At 70.6% G+C, this 15,967-nt stretch carries 12 protein-coding genes; 6 read left to right on the forward strand and 6 right to left on the reverse strand.

Going from position 1 to position 15,967, the window contains the following annotated elements; all coding sequences use genetic code 11:
- From DW296_RS01665 to DW296_RS01675, 3 genes are all read right to left on the reverse strand, one after another.
- Nucleotides 1-285 (reverse strand): YbdD/YjiX family protein (locus DW296_RS01665; RefSeq protein ID WP_205807781.1); only part of this gene is annotated, 285 nt, incomplete at its 3' end.
- Between the two features lies 1 nt (nt 286).
- Nucleotides 287-2,572, reverse strand: a complete 2,286-nt coding sequence (locus tag DW296_RS01670; protein ID WP_025104668.1) for a carbon starvation CstA family protein — start codon at nt 2,570-2,572, stop codon at nt 287-289.
- Nucleotides 2,573-2,793: 221 nt separating this feature from the next.
- On the reverse strand, nt 2,794-5,991 hold the full coding sequence (locus DW296_RS01675) for a S8 family peptidase (protein ID WP_168428959.1): 3,198 nt from the start codon (nt 5,989-5,991) through the stop codon (nt 2,794-2,796).
- A gap of 175 nt (nt 5,992-6,166) precedes the next feature.
- On the opposite strand from DW296_RS01675, the gene DW296_RS01680 reads away from it, so the two are divergent.
- From DW296_RS01680 to DW296_RS01695, 4 genes are all read left to right on the forward strand, one after another.
- Nucleotides 6,167-6,712, forward strand: coding sequence for an ECF transporter S component (locus tag DW296_RS01680; protein WP_025104671.1), 546 nt, complete (start codon nt 6,167-6,169; stop codon nt 6,710-6,712).
- 80 nt (nt 6,713-6,792) lie between these two features.
- On the forward strand, nt 6,793-8,460 hold the full coding sequence (locus DW296_RS01685) for an ABC transporter ATP-binding protein (RefSeq protein ID WP_136050821.1): 1,668 nt from the start codon (nt 6,793-6,795) through the stop codon (nt 8,458-8,460).
- Nucleotides 8,457-9,275 carry an energy-coupling factor transporter transmembrane component T gene (locus DW296_RS01690; RefSeq protein ID WP_136050822.1) on the forward strand — a complete coding sequence of 273 codons (819 nt, stop codon included), beginning with the start codon at nt 8,457-8,459 and terminating at the stop codon, nt 9,273-9,275. The genes DW296_RS01685 and DW296_RS01690 overlap by 4 nt, the downstream gene beginning before the upstream one ends.
- 11 nt (nt 9,276-9,286) lie before the next feature.
- Nucleotides 9,287-10,162, forward strand: coding sequence for a siderophore-interacting protein (locus DW296_RS01695; RefSeq protein ID WP_136050823.1), 876 nt, complete (start codon nt 9,287-9,289; stop codon nt 10,160-10,162).
- A 97-nt stretch (nt 10,163-10,259) separates the two neighbouring features.
- On the opposite strand, the gene DW296_RS01700 is transcribed toward DW296_RS01695, so the two are convergent.
- Nucleotides 10,260-11,423 carry an acyl-CoA dehydrogenase family protein gene (locus DW296_RS01700; protein ID WP_136050824.1) on the reverse strand — a complete coding sequence of 388 codons (1,164 nt, stop codon included), beginning with the start codon at nt 11,421-11,423 and terminating at the stop codon, nt 10,260-10,262.
- Between the two features lie 164 nt (nt 11,424-11,587).
- Nucleotides 11,588-12,517: a M15 family metallopeptidase gene (locus tag DW296_RS01705; protein WP_136050825.1), complete on the reverse strand. Its 930-nt coding sequence runs from the start codon at nt 12,515-12,517 to the stop codon at nt 11,588-11,590.
- A 74-nt stretch (nt 12,518-12,591) separates the two neighbouring features.
- Between DW296_RS01705 and DW296_RS01710 the strand changes: the two genes are divergently transcribed.
- Both DW296_RS01710 and DW296_RS01715 read left to right on the forward strand, forming a co-directional pair.
- Nucleotides 12,592-13,686, forward strand: a complete 1,095-nt coding sequence (locus tag DW296_RS01710; RefSeq protein WP_136050826.1) for an Rv2578c family radical SAM protein — start codon at nt 12,592-12,594, stop codon at nt 13,684-13,686.
- A 43-nt stretch (nt 13,687-13,729) separates the two neighbouring features.
- Nucleotides 13,730-14,269, forward strand: coding sequence for a YaeQ family protein (locus DW296_RS01715; RefSeq protein ID WP_136050827.1), 540 nt, complete (start codon nt 13,730-13,732; stop codon nt 14,267-14,269).
- A gap of 70 nt (nt 14,270-14,339) precedes the next feature.
- Here DW296_RS01715 and DW296_RS01720 read toward each other — a convergent pair.
- Nucleotides 14,340-15,967: DEAD/DEAH box helicase (locus DW296_RS01720; RefSeq protein ID WP_136050828.1), on the reverse strand; the 1,628-nt coding region annotated here is incomplete at its 5' end.

A 15,967-nucleotide genomic window follows, 5' to 3' on the forward strand; every position in this document is an offset into this window, starting at 1 on the left:
ACCCCTGCACAGTATCCGCGGGGGGCGGCAAGCAGGACGCGCTTGTGTCCGGGCACCGGGATTGCGGTCCTGGTCGTCCATCCGCTGACGCCAGAACTGCCGCTCCGTCAGCGGCTCCTCGTCGGGATGATGCCGACGGTGATGGGCGACGTACGTGGCGTACGCGGTGTCGCCCATCAGCGTCGTCATGTACCAGCGGATGCCGCGGCCGACCCGGCCGAGGGCGCTCCACAGCGCCCGCAGCGGGGAGATCGCGGCATCCGTCCGATCCATCGCGTGGGTCATCTCAGTGCCGTGCCGCCGCGCGCTCTTCGGCGAGGATCGGCTCCCACTGCTTCTCCAGCTCGCGCTCCTCCGCGTCGGGGAGGAAACCGGCCGGGGCGAAGCGGCGGGACGGCACGGGCGGGTCCTCGGTGTTCTCGCCGCCGCCGTTGCGGATCGCCTTCACGGTCGCGATGACCGCCATGACGATGACGATGATCGCGAGCACCACGAAGATGATCGACAGCGTGCCCTGCACCGCGGTGTTGCGGATGACGGCCTGCAGCACCTCCGGCGCGCCGAGCGTGGTGTCACCGGAGTTCAGCGCCTCCAGGTAGCGGAAGTGGTTCGCCCAGTATCCGATCGCCGGCACCGGCGAGAAGATCTTGTAGAGCGAGGCCGTGATGGTGACGACCGCGGTGAAGGCGAGCGGCAGCGCGATGATCCACAGCCACCGGAAGTAGCTGCGACCACGCTTGGCGACGATGGCCAGCACCACGGCGAGCGCGATCGCCGCGAGCAGCTGGTTCGCGATGCCGAACAGCGGGAAGAAGGTGTTGATGCCGCCGAGCGGGTCGGTGACGCCGAGGATGAGGATCGCTCCCCAGCCGGCCACCATGATCGCGGTGCAGATCCACACCCCGGGACGCCAGGAGACATCGCGGAACTTCGGGAACCAGGCGCCGATCGAGTCCTGCAGCATGAAGCGCGCGACCCGGGTTCCGGCGTCCACCGCCGTGAGGATGAACAGGGCCTCGAACATGATCGCGAAGTGGTACCAGAACGCCATGAGCGCCTGTCCGCCGAGGGCCTGCTGCATGATGTGCGCGAGGCCGAGCGCGAGCGTGGGAGCGCCACCCGTGCGCGAGACGATCGACTCCTCGCCGACCGCCGCCGCCGTGCCGGTGAGCATGTCGGGGGTGAGGTTCACCCCGGTCAGCCCGAGCGAGTTCACGAAGGCGACCGCTCCCTCCACGGTGCCCCCGGTCGCGGCGGCCGGGGCGTTCATGGCGAAGTAGATGCCCTGGTCGATCGAGATCGCGGCGACGAGGGCCATGATCGCGACGAACGACTCCATGAGCATTCCGCCGTAGCCGATGAACCGGGTCTGCCGCTCCTTCTCGACGAGCTTCGGCGTGGTGCCCGACGCGATCAGCGCGTGGAATCCGGACAACGCGCCGCAGGCGATCGTCACGAACAGGAAGGGGAAGAGCGGCCCGGCGAACACCGGACCCATGCCGTTCTCGCCGAAGATGCTCACCGCGGGGACCGAGATCTCCGGACGCACGAGGACGATCGCGCCGGCGAGCATCACGATGACGCCGATCTTCATAAAGGTGGAGAGGTAGTCGCGCGGCGCGAGCAGCAGCCACACCGGCAGCACCGCGGCGATGAAGCCGTAGATGATGATGCCCCAGGCGATGGTGGTGCGGTCGAGGTGGAAGATCGCCTGGCCCCACTCGGTACCGGCGACCCAGCCGCCGCCGATGATGGCGGCCATGAGCAGCACGAAGCCGATGATCGAGACCTCGGTCACCTTGCCCGGGCGCAGGTAGCGCAGGTACACGCCCATGAAGAGGGCGATCGGGATGGTCATCGCGACGGAGAAGACGCCCCACGGGCTCTCGCCGAGGGCGTTGACGACGACGAGCGCGAGGATCGCGACGATGATGAGCATGATGAGCAGCGAGGCGATGATCGCCGCGGTGCCGCCGATCTTGCCGAGCTCCTGCCGCGCCATCTGGCCGATGGTTCGGCCGCCGCGTCGCATCGAGAAGAAGAGCACCGTGTAGTCCTGCACGGCTCCCGCGAGCACGACGCCCACGATGATCCAGATGGTGCCGGGGAGGTACCCCATCTGCGCCGCGAGCACGGGGCCGACGAGGGGGCCGGCGCCGGCGATGGCGGCGAAGTGGTGACCGTAGAGCACCCGGCGGTCGGTGGGGACGTAGTCCTTGCCGTCCTGCTTCACCTCGGCGGGCGTGGCCCGGCGGTCGTCGGGGCGGGTGATGTACCGCTCGATGACCTTGGAGTAGAAGCGGTAGCCGATCAGGTAGGTGCAGACGGCGGCGAAGACGAACCAGATCGCGTTCACGGTCTCGCCACGCACGATGGCGAGCATCACCCAGGCGACGCCGCCGAGGAGGGCGATGGCCGTCCACAGCAGGATCTTCGGCAGGGTCCAGCGGCGGCTCTTCGCCTCGTGCTCCGCGGAGAGGGCGACGGGCGGGAGGTTCGGGTCGGTCTCGATGACGGGGTCGTCGTCGACGAGCCCGGCGCCGTCGCGGCGGCGCGACGAAGGTGCGGTCATGGGGTTCTCCTCTGGGGGCGCATCATTGCGTCTCCCCACGGTAGGGAGTGCGTGCCGCTGCCGCCTCCGGACGCGGGGACGCTGCGACGAGCGGCGGCGGCCGTGCGACGAACGGAGGCCCGGACGTCCCCCGGCACGTCTGCACGACCCGGATACGACGGCACGGCCGCACGAGGGATTCCCTCGTGCGGCCGTGACCGGGTCGTGCAACCGTTCCCGGATCACCCGGGGGCGTCGGTCTCCGGAGGCGCGGTCGGCTCCGGAGTCGGCTCCGGGGTCGTGGTCGGATCCGGCGTCGGCTCGGGGGTGGGCGTCGGCTCGGGGGTCGGCGACGGCTTCGGCGCGGGAGTCGGCGTCGGCGCGGCATCCGCGGGCGTCGTGACCGTCACCACGGTGCGCACGGCCGAGTCACCGTACTGGACGAGTCCGAGGTAGCGGGTGCCGGCGGTCAGACCGGTCCAGCTCAGCTCGTAGCTCGTCTTCTCCCCGCGGACCGCGGCGATCGGGTTCGGCGTCGCGGTGAACGAGCCCTCCCCGTCCGGGAGCACGGAGGCGTGGGTCATGTCCCACGTCATCGGCCCGGTGGTCGCGTACACGTTCGCCACGACGAGGTAGGTGCCCGCGGTCGGTGCGGGGATCGTCACCTGCTCGTCGGCCGAGCCCGTCGCCGACTGCCAGCGCTCGTAGTAGCGCAGGTCGTCCGGGCTCACGACCCGGTAGACGGTGAGGTCGAGATCGCTGCCCTCGTCGTCGGAGGAGTCGAGGTCGAAGCGCGAGAGCGTGGCGCCCTCCGGCACGTCGACGATCCAGGACACGTCCTTGTTCGCGTCGCCCGAGTTCTCGTTGCCCGAGTGCCCCTCGACCGGGTTGTCCGGGTCGCTGAGCAGTTGGAACGGCGTGAGACCCGAGACGCCCAGCGCCAGATCGCCGTCGAGGCCGGGGGTGATGTCGACGGTCGTGCTGCCGTCGACGCCGCTGCCGGTGATCTCGGCCGGAGCATCCGCCGTGACCGGGAAGACCGCGATCGGCGAGCGCACCGTGTTCTTCTTGCTCGTCCAGGTGAGCGACCCCGTGGCCCACTGCTCGACCGGCGCGGTGGTGCTGTCGAACGTGACCGTGAAGGTCTTCGTCTGCCCCGGCTTGTCGAAGGAGAGCTGGGACGGCGTGACGGTGACGTTCACGCCGGGGACGGAGGCCTTCGCCGTGAACACGCCCTTCTCGGTCGAGGTGACCGAGCGGGTGACGGTCTGCGCGCTGGCCAGGGACCCGATCGAGATCGATGCCTGGTTCAGATCGCTGCCGTCGATGGGGTCGATGCCGGGGAAGTCCGACAGCCCCTTCCCGTCGAGGAACGCCGCCCAGTCCTTGAAGCCGTTGAGGTAGAGCAGACCGGGGTTCAGGAACCGCGTCGCATCGACCTGTCCGGCACCCTGCTCGAACGGGTTCGTGTTCTTCGAGCCGTCGGGGAGCACGGTGTCGGAGGCGGTCGTCATCAGGGCCGAACGGATCTCGCCCGGGGTCGCCCGCGGGTGCTCCCCGAGGTAGAGCGCACCGAGGCCGGCGATGTGCGGGGAGGCCATCGACGTCCCGGAGAGGATGCCGAAGGTCGGGTCCTCACCCGGGGCGTTGTGCGTGGCGGCGAGGATCGCCACTCCCGGTGCGGCGATGTCCGGCTTGAGCACGTCGGTGCCGTCGGCGAGGACCGGTCCGCGGCTCGAGAAGCCCGCGATCTGCGGGGTCGGCGTGGTCACACCGGTGGTGTTCTCACCGACGAGGGTGATCGGCCGATCGACGCCGCCCTGCACGTAGGCGAGCACGGCCGCACGGTGCGCGGCGTTCAGGTGCACGGTCGGCACGGCGTGGAAGTCGTTGTCGAGGGAATCCGCACCACCGGGCACGTTCACTAGGACCATGCCGATGCCCCCGGCGTCCTTCACGACCTGGGACTTCTCCGCGCGGGCGTTGCCGCCGCGGTCGCAGACCACGATGTGTCCCGAGACCTTCGCCGGGTCGAGGGTGCCCGGCAGGCACAGCTGCGCATCCACCGCACCGGGCGCCGCGGCATCCGCGGCGGCGATGGAGGGACCGGAGACGCTCTCACCGAACGGGACGGTCACCGAGGCCCCGGCCTGCTCGAAGCCGTCGAACTGCACGGTGCCCTCCCACGTCGGGATGGTGGAGGCGGCGACCGTCGTGTACCACGGCGAGGCGTGGTCGGCGGTGACCGGATCGGGGCCGTCGTTGCCGGCGCTGGTCGCGACGAAGACACCGGCGGCTGCGGCGTTGAGGAACGCGAGGTCTTCGGGAGCCATCACGGTGCTCGCGGCGCCGCCGCCGATCGAGTAGTTGATCACGTCGACGCCGTCCGCGACGGCCTGATCGATCGCGGCGACGAGGTCGCTCAGGGCGCAGATGTCATCCGTGGTCACCGTCGTGTCTGGCCCGACGTAGCAGGCCTTGTAGGCCGCGACCTTCGCCCCGGGGGCGACGCCGGAGACCGTTCCGAAGTCGACGCCCTCGATCTCGGCGTCCACTCCGAAGTTGCCGGCGGCGGTGCTCGCCGTGTGCGAGCCGTGACCGTCGCCGTCGCGCGGGGAGAGGTAGTCGTACTGGAAGTCGAACCCGGCGGCCTGGGCTCCTGCGAAGAAGTACTGCCCGCCGATGAGCTTCGACGAGTAGTCGCGCTCGTCCCAGTCCTGACCATCGACCATCGCGCCGCGGAACTGTCCGCCGTCGGACTTGTCGAAGTACACGTAGGTACCGTCGGTGTAGGGCTCGGTGCCCTTGTGCCGGTTCTTCTGCTTCTTCTGCTGCTTGAGCTTCTTGCCCTCGAACGAGGGGTGCTCGGGAGCGATGCCGGTGTCGATCACGCCCACCACGACGCCCTCGCCCGCCTTCTTCACGCCACCGGTCTGCTGCCACACCCCGCCACGCCCCTTGCGGTCGTCGCCGAGGCCGAGGTAATCGGTGGAGGTCTGCGCATCGGGGTGACGGATCTCGTCGGGATACACACCGAGGACGTCCTTCGAGGCGCGGAGCTGGTCCACCTGCTCACCCGAGAGGTCGGCGCTGAAACCGTTGAGCACCACCTGGTAGGTCGTGTCCGGGGTGACGCCGACGTCGTTGATGAGGCTCTTCTGCTCGGACTCGAGGTGCTTGACGTAGCGCTGCGCGTCCTGCGACTGCGTCTCGAGCTGCTCGCCCTCGTCAGGCTTCGTCGCCTTCAGGCCCTTGACGTCGCCTTCGTAGCTGGCGAGGGGATCGGCCTTCATGATCACGATGTAGTGCCCGGGGGTCCCCGCGACCGGAACGGGATGCGTCACCTCCCCGGTCGCTGCGTGGCCTGCGGTTGCCGTCGATGCGATGAACAGCGTCGCCAGGGTGGTGGCTGCTGCGATCCGAAGGGGTGTTCGACCCATATCTCGCTCCTGATGATCCGATGATCCCGATGCCGCGTCGTCGCCGCACCGCGGCTCACGATAGCCCCGCCACTCGGCGCCGGATCGAGAACTGAACGATGGTCGCCCCCGATCGTGCCGATCGGTCAGGATGGACGGCGGCCGACTCTCCGAATGTCGCCAGTAGGCTGGAGACGTGGCCCGAACCTCCGTCCTGTCGACCAGAGTGCTGCTGATCTGCGCGGCGATCGGTGTCGCCACGGGCATCCTCGGCGGCATCGCCGGATGGGTCACTCCCCTCCTCCTGGCCAGCCCGCTGCTGTTCCTCTACGGCCTGGTGCTGGGCTCGCACGTGCTGCCGGGCATCATCGCGCAGGAGGTGCTGCGGCTGCCGTTCGTGGCGCTCATCACGCACGTGTTCGCCGCCCTCATCGCGAGCGCCTTCAACCCGGCGTGGTCGCTGCGATTCATCGGCACCGCGCTGCTCTTCGGCCTCATCCAGGAGGGTGTCGCCGCCCTCACCCGCTATCGCTCCTGGGGCGCCTGGCGGTTCTTCGTCTCGGCGGTCGTGATCGGCGTCGTCGTGGCGGTGGCGGTGTTCTTCGCGGCGAACCTCGCGGTCATGCCGCTGTGGGCCCAGCTGCTGTACCTGGCCATCTCCGTGCTCGGCCCGGTGGCCTGGACGGCGATCGGCCTCGCCATCGGTTCGGCGCTGCGCACCGCCGGCGTCGCGCGCCGCTGATCGCGTACGGGCCCCGCTGGCAGCACAGGTAAGGCTCAGCTAAGTTAGAGGAACACCCTCCGTCGAACCAGGGACGTGCCGTGCGCCCATCCGCACCCCTCCTCCGCGTGCGCGAGCTGACCCTCACCCACGCGGATGCCGCGCACCCGTCGCCCCGTGACGTGACCTTCGACATCGGTCCCGGCGAGGTCGTGCTGCTGCTCGGCCCGTCCGGTTCCGGGAAGTCGACGCTCACGCTCGCCCTCAACGGCCTCATCCCGCACGCGCTGCCCGCGACGATGACCGGCACCGTCGAGGCCGGCGGTATCGACACCACCACGGCGCACACCGCGACACTCAGCACGCACGTCGCCATGGTCTTCCAGGATCCGGACGCGCAGATCGTCACGGGGACGGTGTACGACGAGGTGGCCTTCGGCCCGGAGAACCTCCTGCTCCCGGTCGAGGCCGTGCGGGTCCGCGTGGAGGACGCGTTGCGGCGCGTCGCCCTGTGGGAGCGCCGCGACGACAACCCCGACCACCTGTCCGGCGGGGGGCGGCAGCGTCTCGCCATCGCCTGCGCCCTCGCGATGGGCTCTCCTCTCATCGTGCTGGACGAGCCGACCGCGAACCTCGACCCCCAGGGGATCGACGACGTGTACGCGGCGCTGACCGAGGTCGTGGCCGCCGGAGACCGCGCCATCCTCCTCGTCGAGCACAACCTCGATGCGGCGATGCGCTTCGTCACGCGCACCATCGTGCTCGACCGCGAGGGCCGGGTGGTCTTCGACGGTCCGGCTGCCGAGACCATCCGCGCGCACGCCGACGAGCTCCTGGCGATGGGGGTCTGGCTGCCCGCCGCGACGCTCGCCGCCCTCCGCCTCCGCGACCGGGGCGTCGTCCTCGATCCGCTGCCGCTGACGCCCGAGGCGCTGGCAGCCGCGCTTCCTCCCGGCCCCGGCACCGCGTCCTCGGTGCCGGTCGGCGACCCTCGCCTCTTCGACCGGGAGCCGATCATCCGGGCCCGCGGCCTCACGGTCACACGGCGCCGCACCGAGATCCTGCACGGGGTCGACCTCGACATCGCCGCCGGGAGCCTCACGGCGATCATCGGGGCGAACGGCGCGGGCAAGACGACGCTGATCCAGGCTCTCGCCGGAGTCGTGCCGCCGCCGAGGGGTCGGGTCTCCGTCGACGGCATCGACCCAGGGACGGCCTCCCCCCGGGAGCTCGCGGCGCGCATCGGTTTCGTGTTCCAGAACCCGGAGCACCAGTTCATCGCCGCCACCGTTTTCGACGAACTCGCCCACGGTCTCCGCCTGCGCCACGTGCCGGACGACGAGGTCCGCACCCGCGTGGCGGAGATGCTGGAGCGGTTCGGGCTGACGCACAAGGCCGAGGTGCACCCGTTCCTCCTCTCCGGCGGCGAGAAGCGACGGCTCTCGGTCGGCACCGCCCTCATCAGTCGCCCCCGTGTCCTCGCCCTCGACGAGCCCACCTTCGGGCAGGACCGCGCCAGGGCGGCCGAGCTCCTGGCGCTGCTGGAGAGCCTCCGGGCGGACGGCACGACCGTGGTCATCGTCACCCACGACCTGCAGCTCGTCGCCGAGCACGCCACCGACACGGTCGTCCTCGCCGACGGGCGGGTCCGGGCGGCCGGTCCGACGGCGGAGCTGTTCGCCGATCCCGTGATCCTCCCCTCCGCGGGATTGCGCGTCCCCGCGTTGCAGCGCGTGCTCACCGAAGCCGGGTGGGAGGTGTCGCCATGACGATGACCACGCTCGATCCGTATGCGCCGCTCACGGCCACGTCGCGGCGGCAGTTCCTCTACGGCCTCAACCCGCTGGCGAAGGTCGCCGGCTTCGCCCCTGCGATGCTGCTCCTCGTCTTCGTGCGGGATCTGGCCACCCCCGCCGTCTTCCTCGTGCTCGCCTACGCCCTCATCCTCGTCGGGGCGCGGGTGACGGGGCGTCTCCTCGCGCTGCTCCTGCTCGGTCTGCCCGCGGGCATGGTCGCGATCGGCGTCGGCTTCTCGCTGTGGGTCGACGCGGCCCTGGTCGCCGACACCATCCCCGTCGTGACGATCGGCGACTGGACCCTCTACGGCGGCGCCCTCCTCATCGGGTTCGCCACGGCGCTCCGGCTCGGATCGATCGTCGCGCTCGCGCTCGTCGGCGGCCTCACCACCAGCGGTTCCGACCTCGTGCGTGCGAGCGTGCAGCAGCTGCGCGTGCCGTACCGCATCGGCTACACGGCCCTGGCCGCCTTCCGCTTCGTGCCCCGCTTCGGGCACGAGCTCGCCGTCATCCGAGCCGCGCACCGGGTGCGCGGCTCGCACGGCGGCCGCGGCCCGTTCGCCCGGATCGCGCGGGGCTGGGGCTACATCGTCCCGCTGCTCGCGGGCGCCATCCGGCATGCGGAGCGCGTCGCCCTCGCGATGGACTCCCGGGCGTTCGGCGCGCATCCGACCCGGACCGAGCGGCACCTCGTGCCGTTCCGGACGAGGGACACCGTCTTCACCGTGGCCATGCTCGCCGCCTCGGCGGCGATCCTCGTCGTCTTCTTCCCCTGGCAGCTCCCCTGAAAGGTGTCCGCATGGCATTCAGCAAGATGGTCAAGCCGGAGACGGCCGAGCTCCTGCACCTCACGGTCCTCCGCACGGAACGGCTCGCGCCGCACTGGGTGCGGGTGACCCTGGGCGGCGGCGAGATCGACCGCTTCCGCCCGATGGGGTACGACCAGTGGTTCCGGCTGTTCCTGCCGATCGGCGGCGAGGCGGGGCTCGAGCGGGTGCCCGCCAAGGCCAACCGGATGTTCGGATATCTGAAGTTCCTCCGCATCCCCGACGGCGAACGCCCCGTGATGCGCAACTACACCGTACGCGCCTACCGCCCGGCCACGGCCGAGACCGGCGCCGAGCTCGACGTCGACTTCGTCCTGCACGGCTCGGCGGCCGACGGCACCGCCGGTCCGGCCTCCCGATGGGCGGAGACCTGCGCCCCCGGCGAGCACGTCCTCATCATCGACGAGGGCCTGACGTTCAACCCCGAGCGGGGCACCGACCGTGTGGTGCTCATCGGAGACGAGACTGCCCTCCCCGCGATCGCTGCGATCAGCGCCTCCCTGCCGGCCGACGCCGCGGGCACGGCCATCATCGAGGTGCCGTCTGCGGAGGATGCCCTGGAGTTCGGGCACCCGTCGAGGCTCGACGTGGTGTGGATCGTGCGGCCGCACGAGATCCCGCCCGGGGTTCTCGCCCTGGACGCCCTCGCTCGCACCGCTCTGCCCGATGCTCCGTTCCACGCGTACGCGGCCGGCGAGCAGGCCCTGGCCTCCGGCGTCCGCAAGCAGCTCGTCGGCGAGCGCGGTGTCGACAGGAACGCCGTCAGCTTCTGCGGCTACTGGAAGATCGGCGCCGCCTCCCCGGCCTCGAAGGCCGCCCGCGAGGCCGCCGCAGAACCCCTGGCCTGAGCCCGGGCACGACTTCGGAGTCACGACACGACACGCCGGGGCGGACGAGGCCGCCCCGGCGTGTCGATGGGGGTCTCCGACGTTGTGCCCGGAGACCTCAGCGCTTGCCGGCGATCTGACGCCCGACGATCTCGCGCATGATCTCGTTCGTGCCGCCGTAGATGCGGTGCACGCGGGCGTCGAGGAAGGCGCGGGCGATGGGGTACTCCGTGATGTAGCCGTAGCCGCCGTGGAGCTGGACCCCGGCGTCGAGCACCTCCCACTCGCGCTCGGTGGCCCAGAACTTGACCTTCGCGGCCTCTTCGGCCGAGAGCTTGCCGTCCTTGTAGGCCAGCAGTGCGCGGTCGATGAAGGCCCACAGCGCGTCGACCGTGGCGGACATGTCGGCGATGGTGAAGCGGCTGTTCTGGAAGTCGATGATGCGCTCCCCGAAGGCCTCGCGGTCCTTCGTGTACGCGACGGTCCAGTCGAGCGCGGCCTGCGCGGCAGCGGCTCCGGCCACGCCGATCGAGAGGCGCTCGAGCGGGAGGTTCATCATGAGCTGGATGAAGCCCTTGCCCTCGACGCCGCCGATGAGGTTCTCCTCGGGCACGAACACGTCGGTGAACGACAGCTCGGCGGTGTCGTGGCCGTGGAAGCCCATCTTCGAGAGCTTCTTGCCGTTGTCGAATCCCTCCATGCCCTTCTCGATGAGGACGAGGCTGAACGCGTCAGGCCGATTGCCCTCGCCCGTCTTGACGAAGGTCACGACGAGGTCGGCGGTCGCACCGGACGAGATGAAGGTCTTGGCGCCGTTGACGAGGTAGCCGCCGTCGACCTTCTTCGCCGTGGTCTTGATGCCGCGGAGGTCGGAGCCGGCGCCGGGCTCGGTCATGGCGAGCGCACCGACGACCTCGCCGGTGGCCATGCGGGGCAGCCACTTCTCCTTCTGCTCCTGCGTGCCCATGTGCACGAGGTACGGCACGGCCAGGTCGTCCTGGATGCCGAAGGCCCCGGCGAGCGAGCCCGCTCCGGCCGCGATGACCTCTTCGTTCACGATCGCGCGGAAGCGGTAGTCCTGCAGCATCCCGGCGCCGCCGAACTCCTCGGGCACGGAGAGCCCGATGATGCCGGCCTCACCCGCGGCGCGCATCGTGGCGCGGTCCACCTCGCCGGCGGCATCCCACTTCTCGATCGCCTCGTGCGTGACGTGGCGCTTGACGAAGTCCTTGACGAGGTCGCGGAAGGCCTCGTGATCCTCTTCGTAGATGTCGCGTTCCATGCCGTCCTCCCGAACGTGTCGTGCGTCGTTGCTCCGGCGAGTCTACGGCGGGAACACGGGGCGGGACAGGCGATTGTGAGAATGCATCCCATCACGGGTGGGACTGGGTACCGCGTTTGTGGGATGCCTCAGAGCACGCCGGACGACACCGCGGACGCGCCTGATCAGTGCTCGTAGTCGGGAGCGGCGGGCAGGCCGAAGAACTCCTCGAGAGTGTGGAAACCCCCGTCGTGGTACGCCGCCGCGAGCTCCGTGCCGACGTAGCGCAGGTGCCAGGGCTCCGGCGCGTACCCGGTGACGGGGGTGCCGGTCTGCTCGTAGCGCACGATGAACCCGTACTCCCAGGCGTGCGCGGCCACCCACTCGCTCTGCCGCGTCGCCCCGAAGCCGTCGAGACCGCCGCACCCGGCATCGCAGGCCACGACGTCGAGGGCGAGACCGGTCTGATGCTCGCTGTGACCCGGCCGCGCCGAGCCCGCGTCCGCATCGGCCTGCCCCTGGTCCCGCACGTGGGCGCCGTAGGTCGCGACCTGCAGCCCGTAAGAGCGGTAGCCGTTGTTCGCGCCGAGGCGCCCGACACCCGCGGCCGCAGCGGCCTCCGCCATGCGTCCGACCGCGTCGGCGACCTCCGCGCGCACGCGGCCCGACGGCGTCGTCATCTGCAGCGGCACCTGGCCCAGTTCCGCGGGCTCGTAGGCGGCCGGATCGAGCGGACGCCCCTTGTTGACCACCACCCAGATCCGGGCGGGATCGCTGAGCGACACGCAGGGCGCGTTCCCGGCGACCACGGCTTCGCGGAAGGGTACCCCGCCGCCGAAGGCCGCCACGGTGGTGGCGTCGTCGCCCGCGGCGATCGCCTCCTGCACCGCGGGGTCGGCGCAGGGATCGGCCGCGGGTGTCGCCGCGTTCTGCACCGAGGGCACCTGCATCACCGCGACAGGGCGCGGGAGCGGTTCCGACGCCACCGGGGTCGCGGCCGCACCGGTGAGGGAGAGCACCACCCCCAGTGCGGTCACCGCCAGCCCGACCGGCAGAGCGGGGCCGAGGATCGGGGAACGCGGCGCCGCATGCTGAGCGTACGGCGAGGAGGGCATGCGCCCATTCTTCCATTCGAACATTGATGCCATAGTCGCTTGACTTCGATTCGGTTCTTTGTTCGAATGGGACGATGCGGTGGCAGGGACAGAAGCTCGCGGACAGCGACGAGGCGGCGCTGCCTGGTCTCGAGAACCGGTCCAGCGTCCTCCGCACGGTGACGACGCCGGAGTTCGCCGGGATGACGTTCCACGAAGTGCTGTCGAAGTCCGCCCTGAACCATGTTCCCGGGGCGTCGCGCATGCCCTTCGCCTGGACGATCAACCCCTACCGCGGCTGCTCCCACGCCTGCACCTACTGCTTCGCACGGGGCACGCACGAGTACCTCGACCTCGACGGCGGCGCCGACTTCGACACCCAGATCGTCGTCAAGGTCAACGTCGTGGAGGTGCTCGAACGGGAGCTGCGCCGCGGGAGCTGGCAGCACGAGACCGTCGCCCTCGGCACGAACACCGACCCGTACCAGCGGGCCGAGGGGCGGTATGCCCTCATGCCCGGCATCATCGAGGCGCTCGCGGCGTCGGGCACTCCGATGTCGATCCTCACGAAGGGCACGCTGATCCGCCGCGACATCCCGCTGCTGAAGAAGGCGGCACAGCGCGTGCCGGTCGACGTCCAGATGTCGATCGCGATGTACGACGACGCGCTGCAGAAGGCGATCGAGCCCGGCGCTCCGACCACGCAGGCCCGCCTCGACACGGTACGCGCCCTCGCCGACGCCGGATTCCCGGTCACCGTCTTCCTCATGCCGATCATGCCGCACCTGACCGATTCACTTCCCGCGATCGACGACGCCCTCCGTCGCATCAAGGCCGCCGGAGCGCGGAGCGTGATCTACGGAGCCCTGCACCTGCGTCCTGGCGTCAAGCCGTGGTTCTTCCAGTGGCTCGGCGAGAACCGTCCCGACCTCGTCTCGTCGTATCGGGGGCTCTATCCGGGAGCGTCGGTCGAGGCACCGAAGCCGTATCGGCAGTGGCTCGCCAAGCGCGCTCGTCCCCTCATCCGGATGCACGGGCTCGACGGCCGGCACGAAGACGACTATCCGCGGCGCGGGTTCCGCCCGGGCCAAGGCCACGTGCAGACGGAGGCGCCGGCGGCCGGGCCGGTGATGTTCACGCCGAGCGGTCGCGCCGCGGCCGCCACCCCGCCGCAGCCGATGCTGTTCTGACCCGGTCGGCCGGAGAGCGCAGCTCCGCGTAGGCTCGAGGATCATGGCGATCGGTTCGACAGTCCACACGTTCGAGATGCAGCTCGCCGACACCGATCGCGGGGTCTACGAGGACCTCTCGCTCCGGGCCGCCCGGCATCCCTCCGAGACCGACGCGTACATGCTCACGCGGGTGCTCGCCTACGCGCTCGAGTTCGCGGAGGGCATCTCGTTCGGCGGCAGCGTCTCCGACACCGAGGAGCCTGCGGTGCTCGTGCGCGACCTCACGGGCCGGGTCACCGTCTGGATCGAGGTGGGCGCTCCCGATGCCGCGCGGCTGCACCACGCCTCCCGCCTCGCGGACCGGACCGTGGTCTACACGCACCGCGATCCGGCCAAGGTCATGGCGCCGTGGGCCGACAAGCGCATCCACCGGGCCGAGGACATCCGGGTCTACAGCTTCGATCCCGGGTTCGTCGACACCGCCACGCCCCACCTCGCCCGCCGCAACACCCTGACCCTCACGGTCACCGAGGGCGTCCTCTACCTCGACCTCAACGGCACGTCCCTGATGACATCCCTCCACGAGCACACCCTCCCCTGACCCGCCCGGTGCGGAGTGTGAAAAGGCCCCGGAGACCGAAGTCTCCGGGGCCTTTCTGATCCCGAACGGGTCAGGAAGTGAGCTCGGCGGCGGACGGCACACGCCCGGCGATCTCCTCGATCACGTCGTCGTCCAGACGGGCCTGCTCGAACGGTGCCTCGATCTCGGCGCGACCGAGCAGCTCGGTCATCCGGCGCTGGCGCTGCCGCGTGATGAGCGTGACAACCCGGCCCGAGCGCCCCGCGCGACCCGTGCGACCGGAGCGGTGCAGGTACGTCTTGTACTCGTCCGGCGCGTCGGCCTGGACCACGAGGTCGATGTCGTCGACGTGGATGCCGCGCGCGGCGACGTCGGTGGCCACGAGCACGTTCACCCGACCCGAGGTCAGCTTCTCCAGGTTGCGCGTGCGCTTGGCCTGGTTGAGGTCGCCGTGCAGCGAGACGGCCGGGATCCCCGCGTCGTCGAACTGGTCGGCCAGCATCTCGGCGTAGGCACGAGTACGGGCGAAGACGAGCGTCTTGCCCTCGCGGTCGACGAGCGACGTGAGGATGTCCGCCTTGTCGCGGTGCTCGATGACGAGGACCCGGTGCTCGATGGTGCTGGAGCCCTGGTCTTCGCCCGCGACCTCGAACACGGCGGGGTCGACGAGGAACTCGTCCACCAGCGCCGCGACCTCGCGGTCGAGGGTCGCGGAGAACAGGAGCTTCTGGCTGCCCTCGGCCGTGCGGCGGAGGATGCGCTGCACGGGCTCGACGAATCCGAGCTCGCACATGTGGTCGGCCTCGTCGAGCACCGCGATGCGGCAGTCGGACAGGTCGAGCTTGCCCTGGTTCATCAGATCCTCGACACGACCGGGGGTGCCGATGACGATGTCGACGCCCTTCTTCAGCGCGCCCACCTGGCGCCCCTGGGGAACGCCGCCGTAGATCTGCGTGGTGAAGAGGCCGACGCTGCGGGCGATCGGCTGGATGGTCCGGTCGATCTGCAGCGCGAGCTCGCGCGTCGGAGCGAGGATGATCGCGCGCGGCGCACGGCCGAACTCGCGACGCTTGCCCGCCTGCGACTGCAGCACCCGCTCGACGAGCGGTGCCCCGAAGGCGATGGTCTTGCCGGAGCCCGTGCGTCCGCGGGCGAGCACGTCGCGCCCCTCGAGGACAGCCGGGATGCTCGCCGCCTGGATCGGGAACGGCGTCGCGGCACCCATGTTGTTCAGGGTCTCGGTGATGTTGGAGCCCAGACCGAGGTCGGCGAACGTGACGCCCTCGACCTCGACGGCCTGCACGGCCTGTGCCTCGAGGCGCTCGTGGACGACGTCGTCGGCCTGCTCGAACGAGGCCTTCGGCTTCGCGTTCCAGTCGCTGCGGGTCGGACGCTCGTCGCGACGGGGACGCTCGTCCCGACGCGGACGCTCGGTGCGGTAGGCCCCTCCGGTCGACGGACGCTCGCGTCCGCCCTCGAAGGAGCGCTGCGTGCGGTCGCGGTCGAAGGCACGGCGCGCACGGGCGGCGTCGTACGAACGCTCGGTCCCCTGGTCGTTGCCGCGGGTGCGGTCGCCGCCGCGGTCGTCGCGCCGCGGACGGTCGTCGCGGTCGAAGCGCGGACGCTCGTTCCGGCGGTCGTCGAAGCGCGGGCGTCCGCCGTCGCGGTGGTCGCCGTCGCGGAACCCCTGTCGCTGCGAGCCGCCGCGGTCGTCGCGCC

Origin of the sequence: Microbacterium sp. K36, assembly GCF_004794355.1 — a bacterium.
GTDB classification, from domain to species: Bacteria; Actinomycetota; Actinomycetes; order Actinomycetales; family Microbacteriaceae; genus Microbacterium; species Microbacterium paraoxydans_D.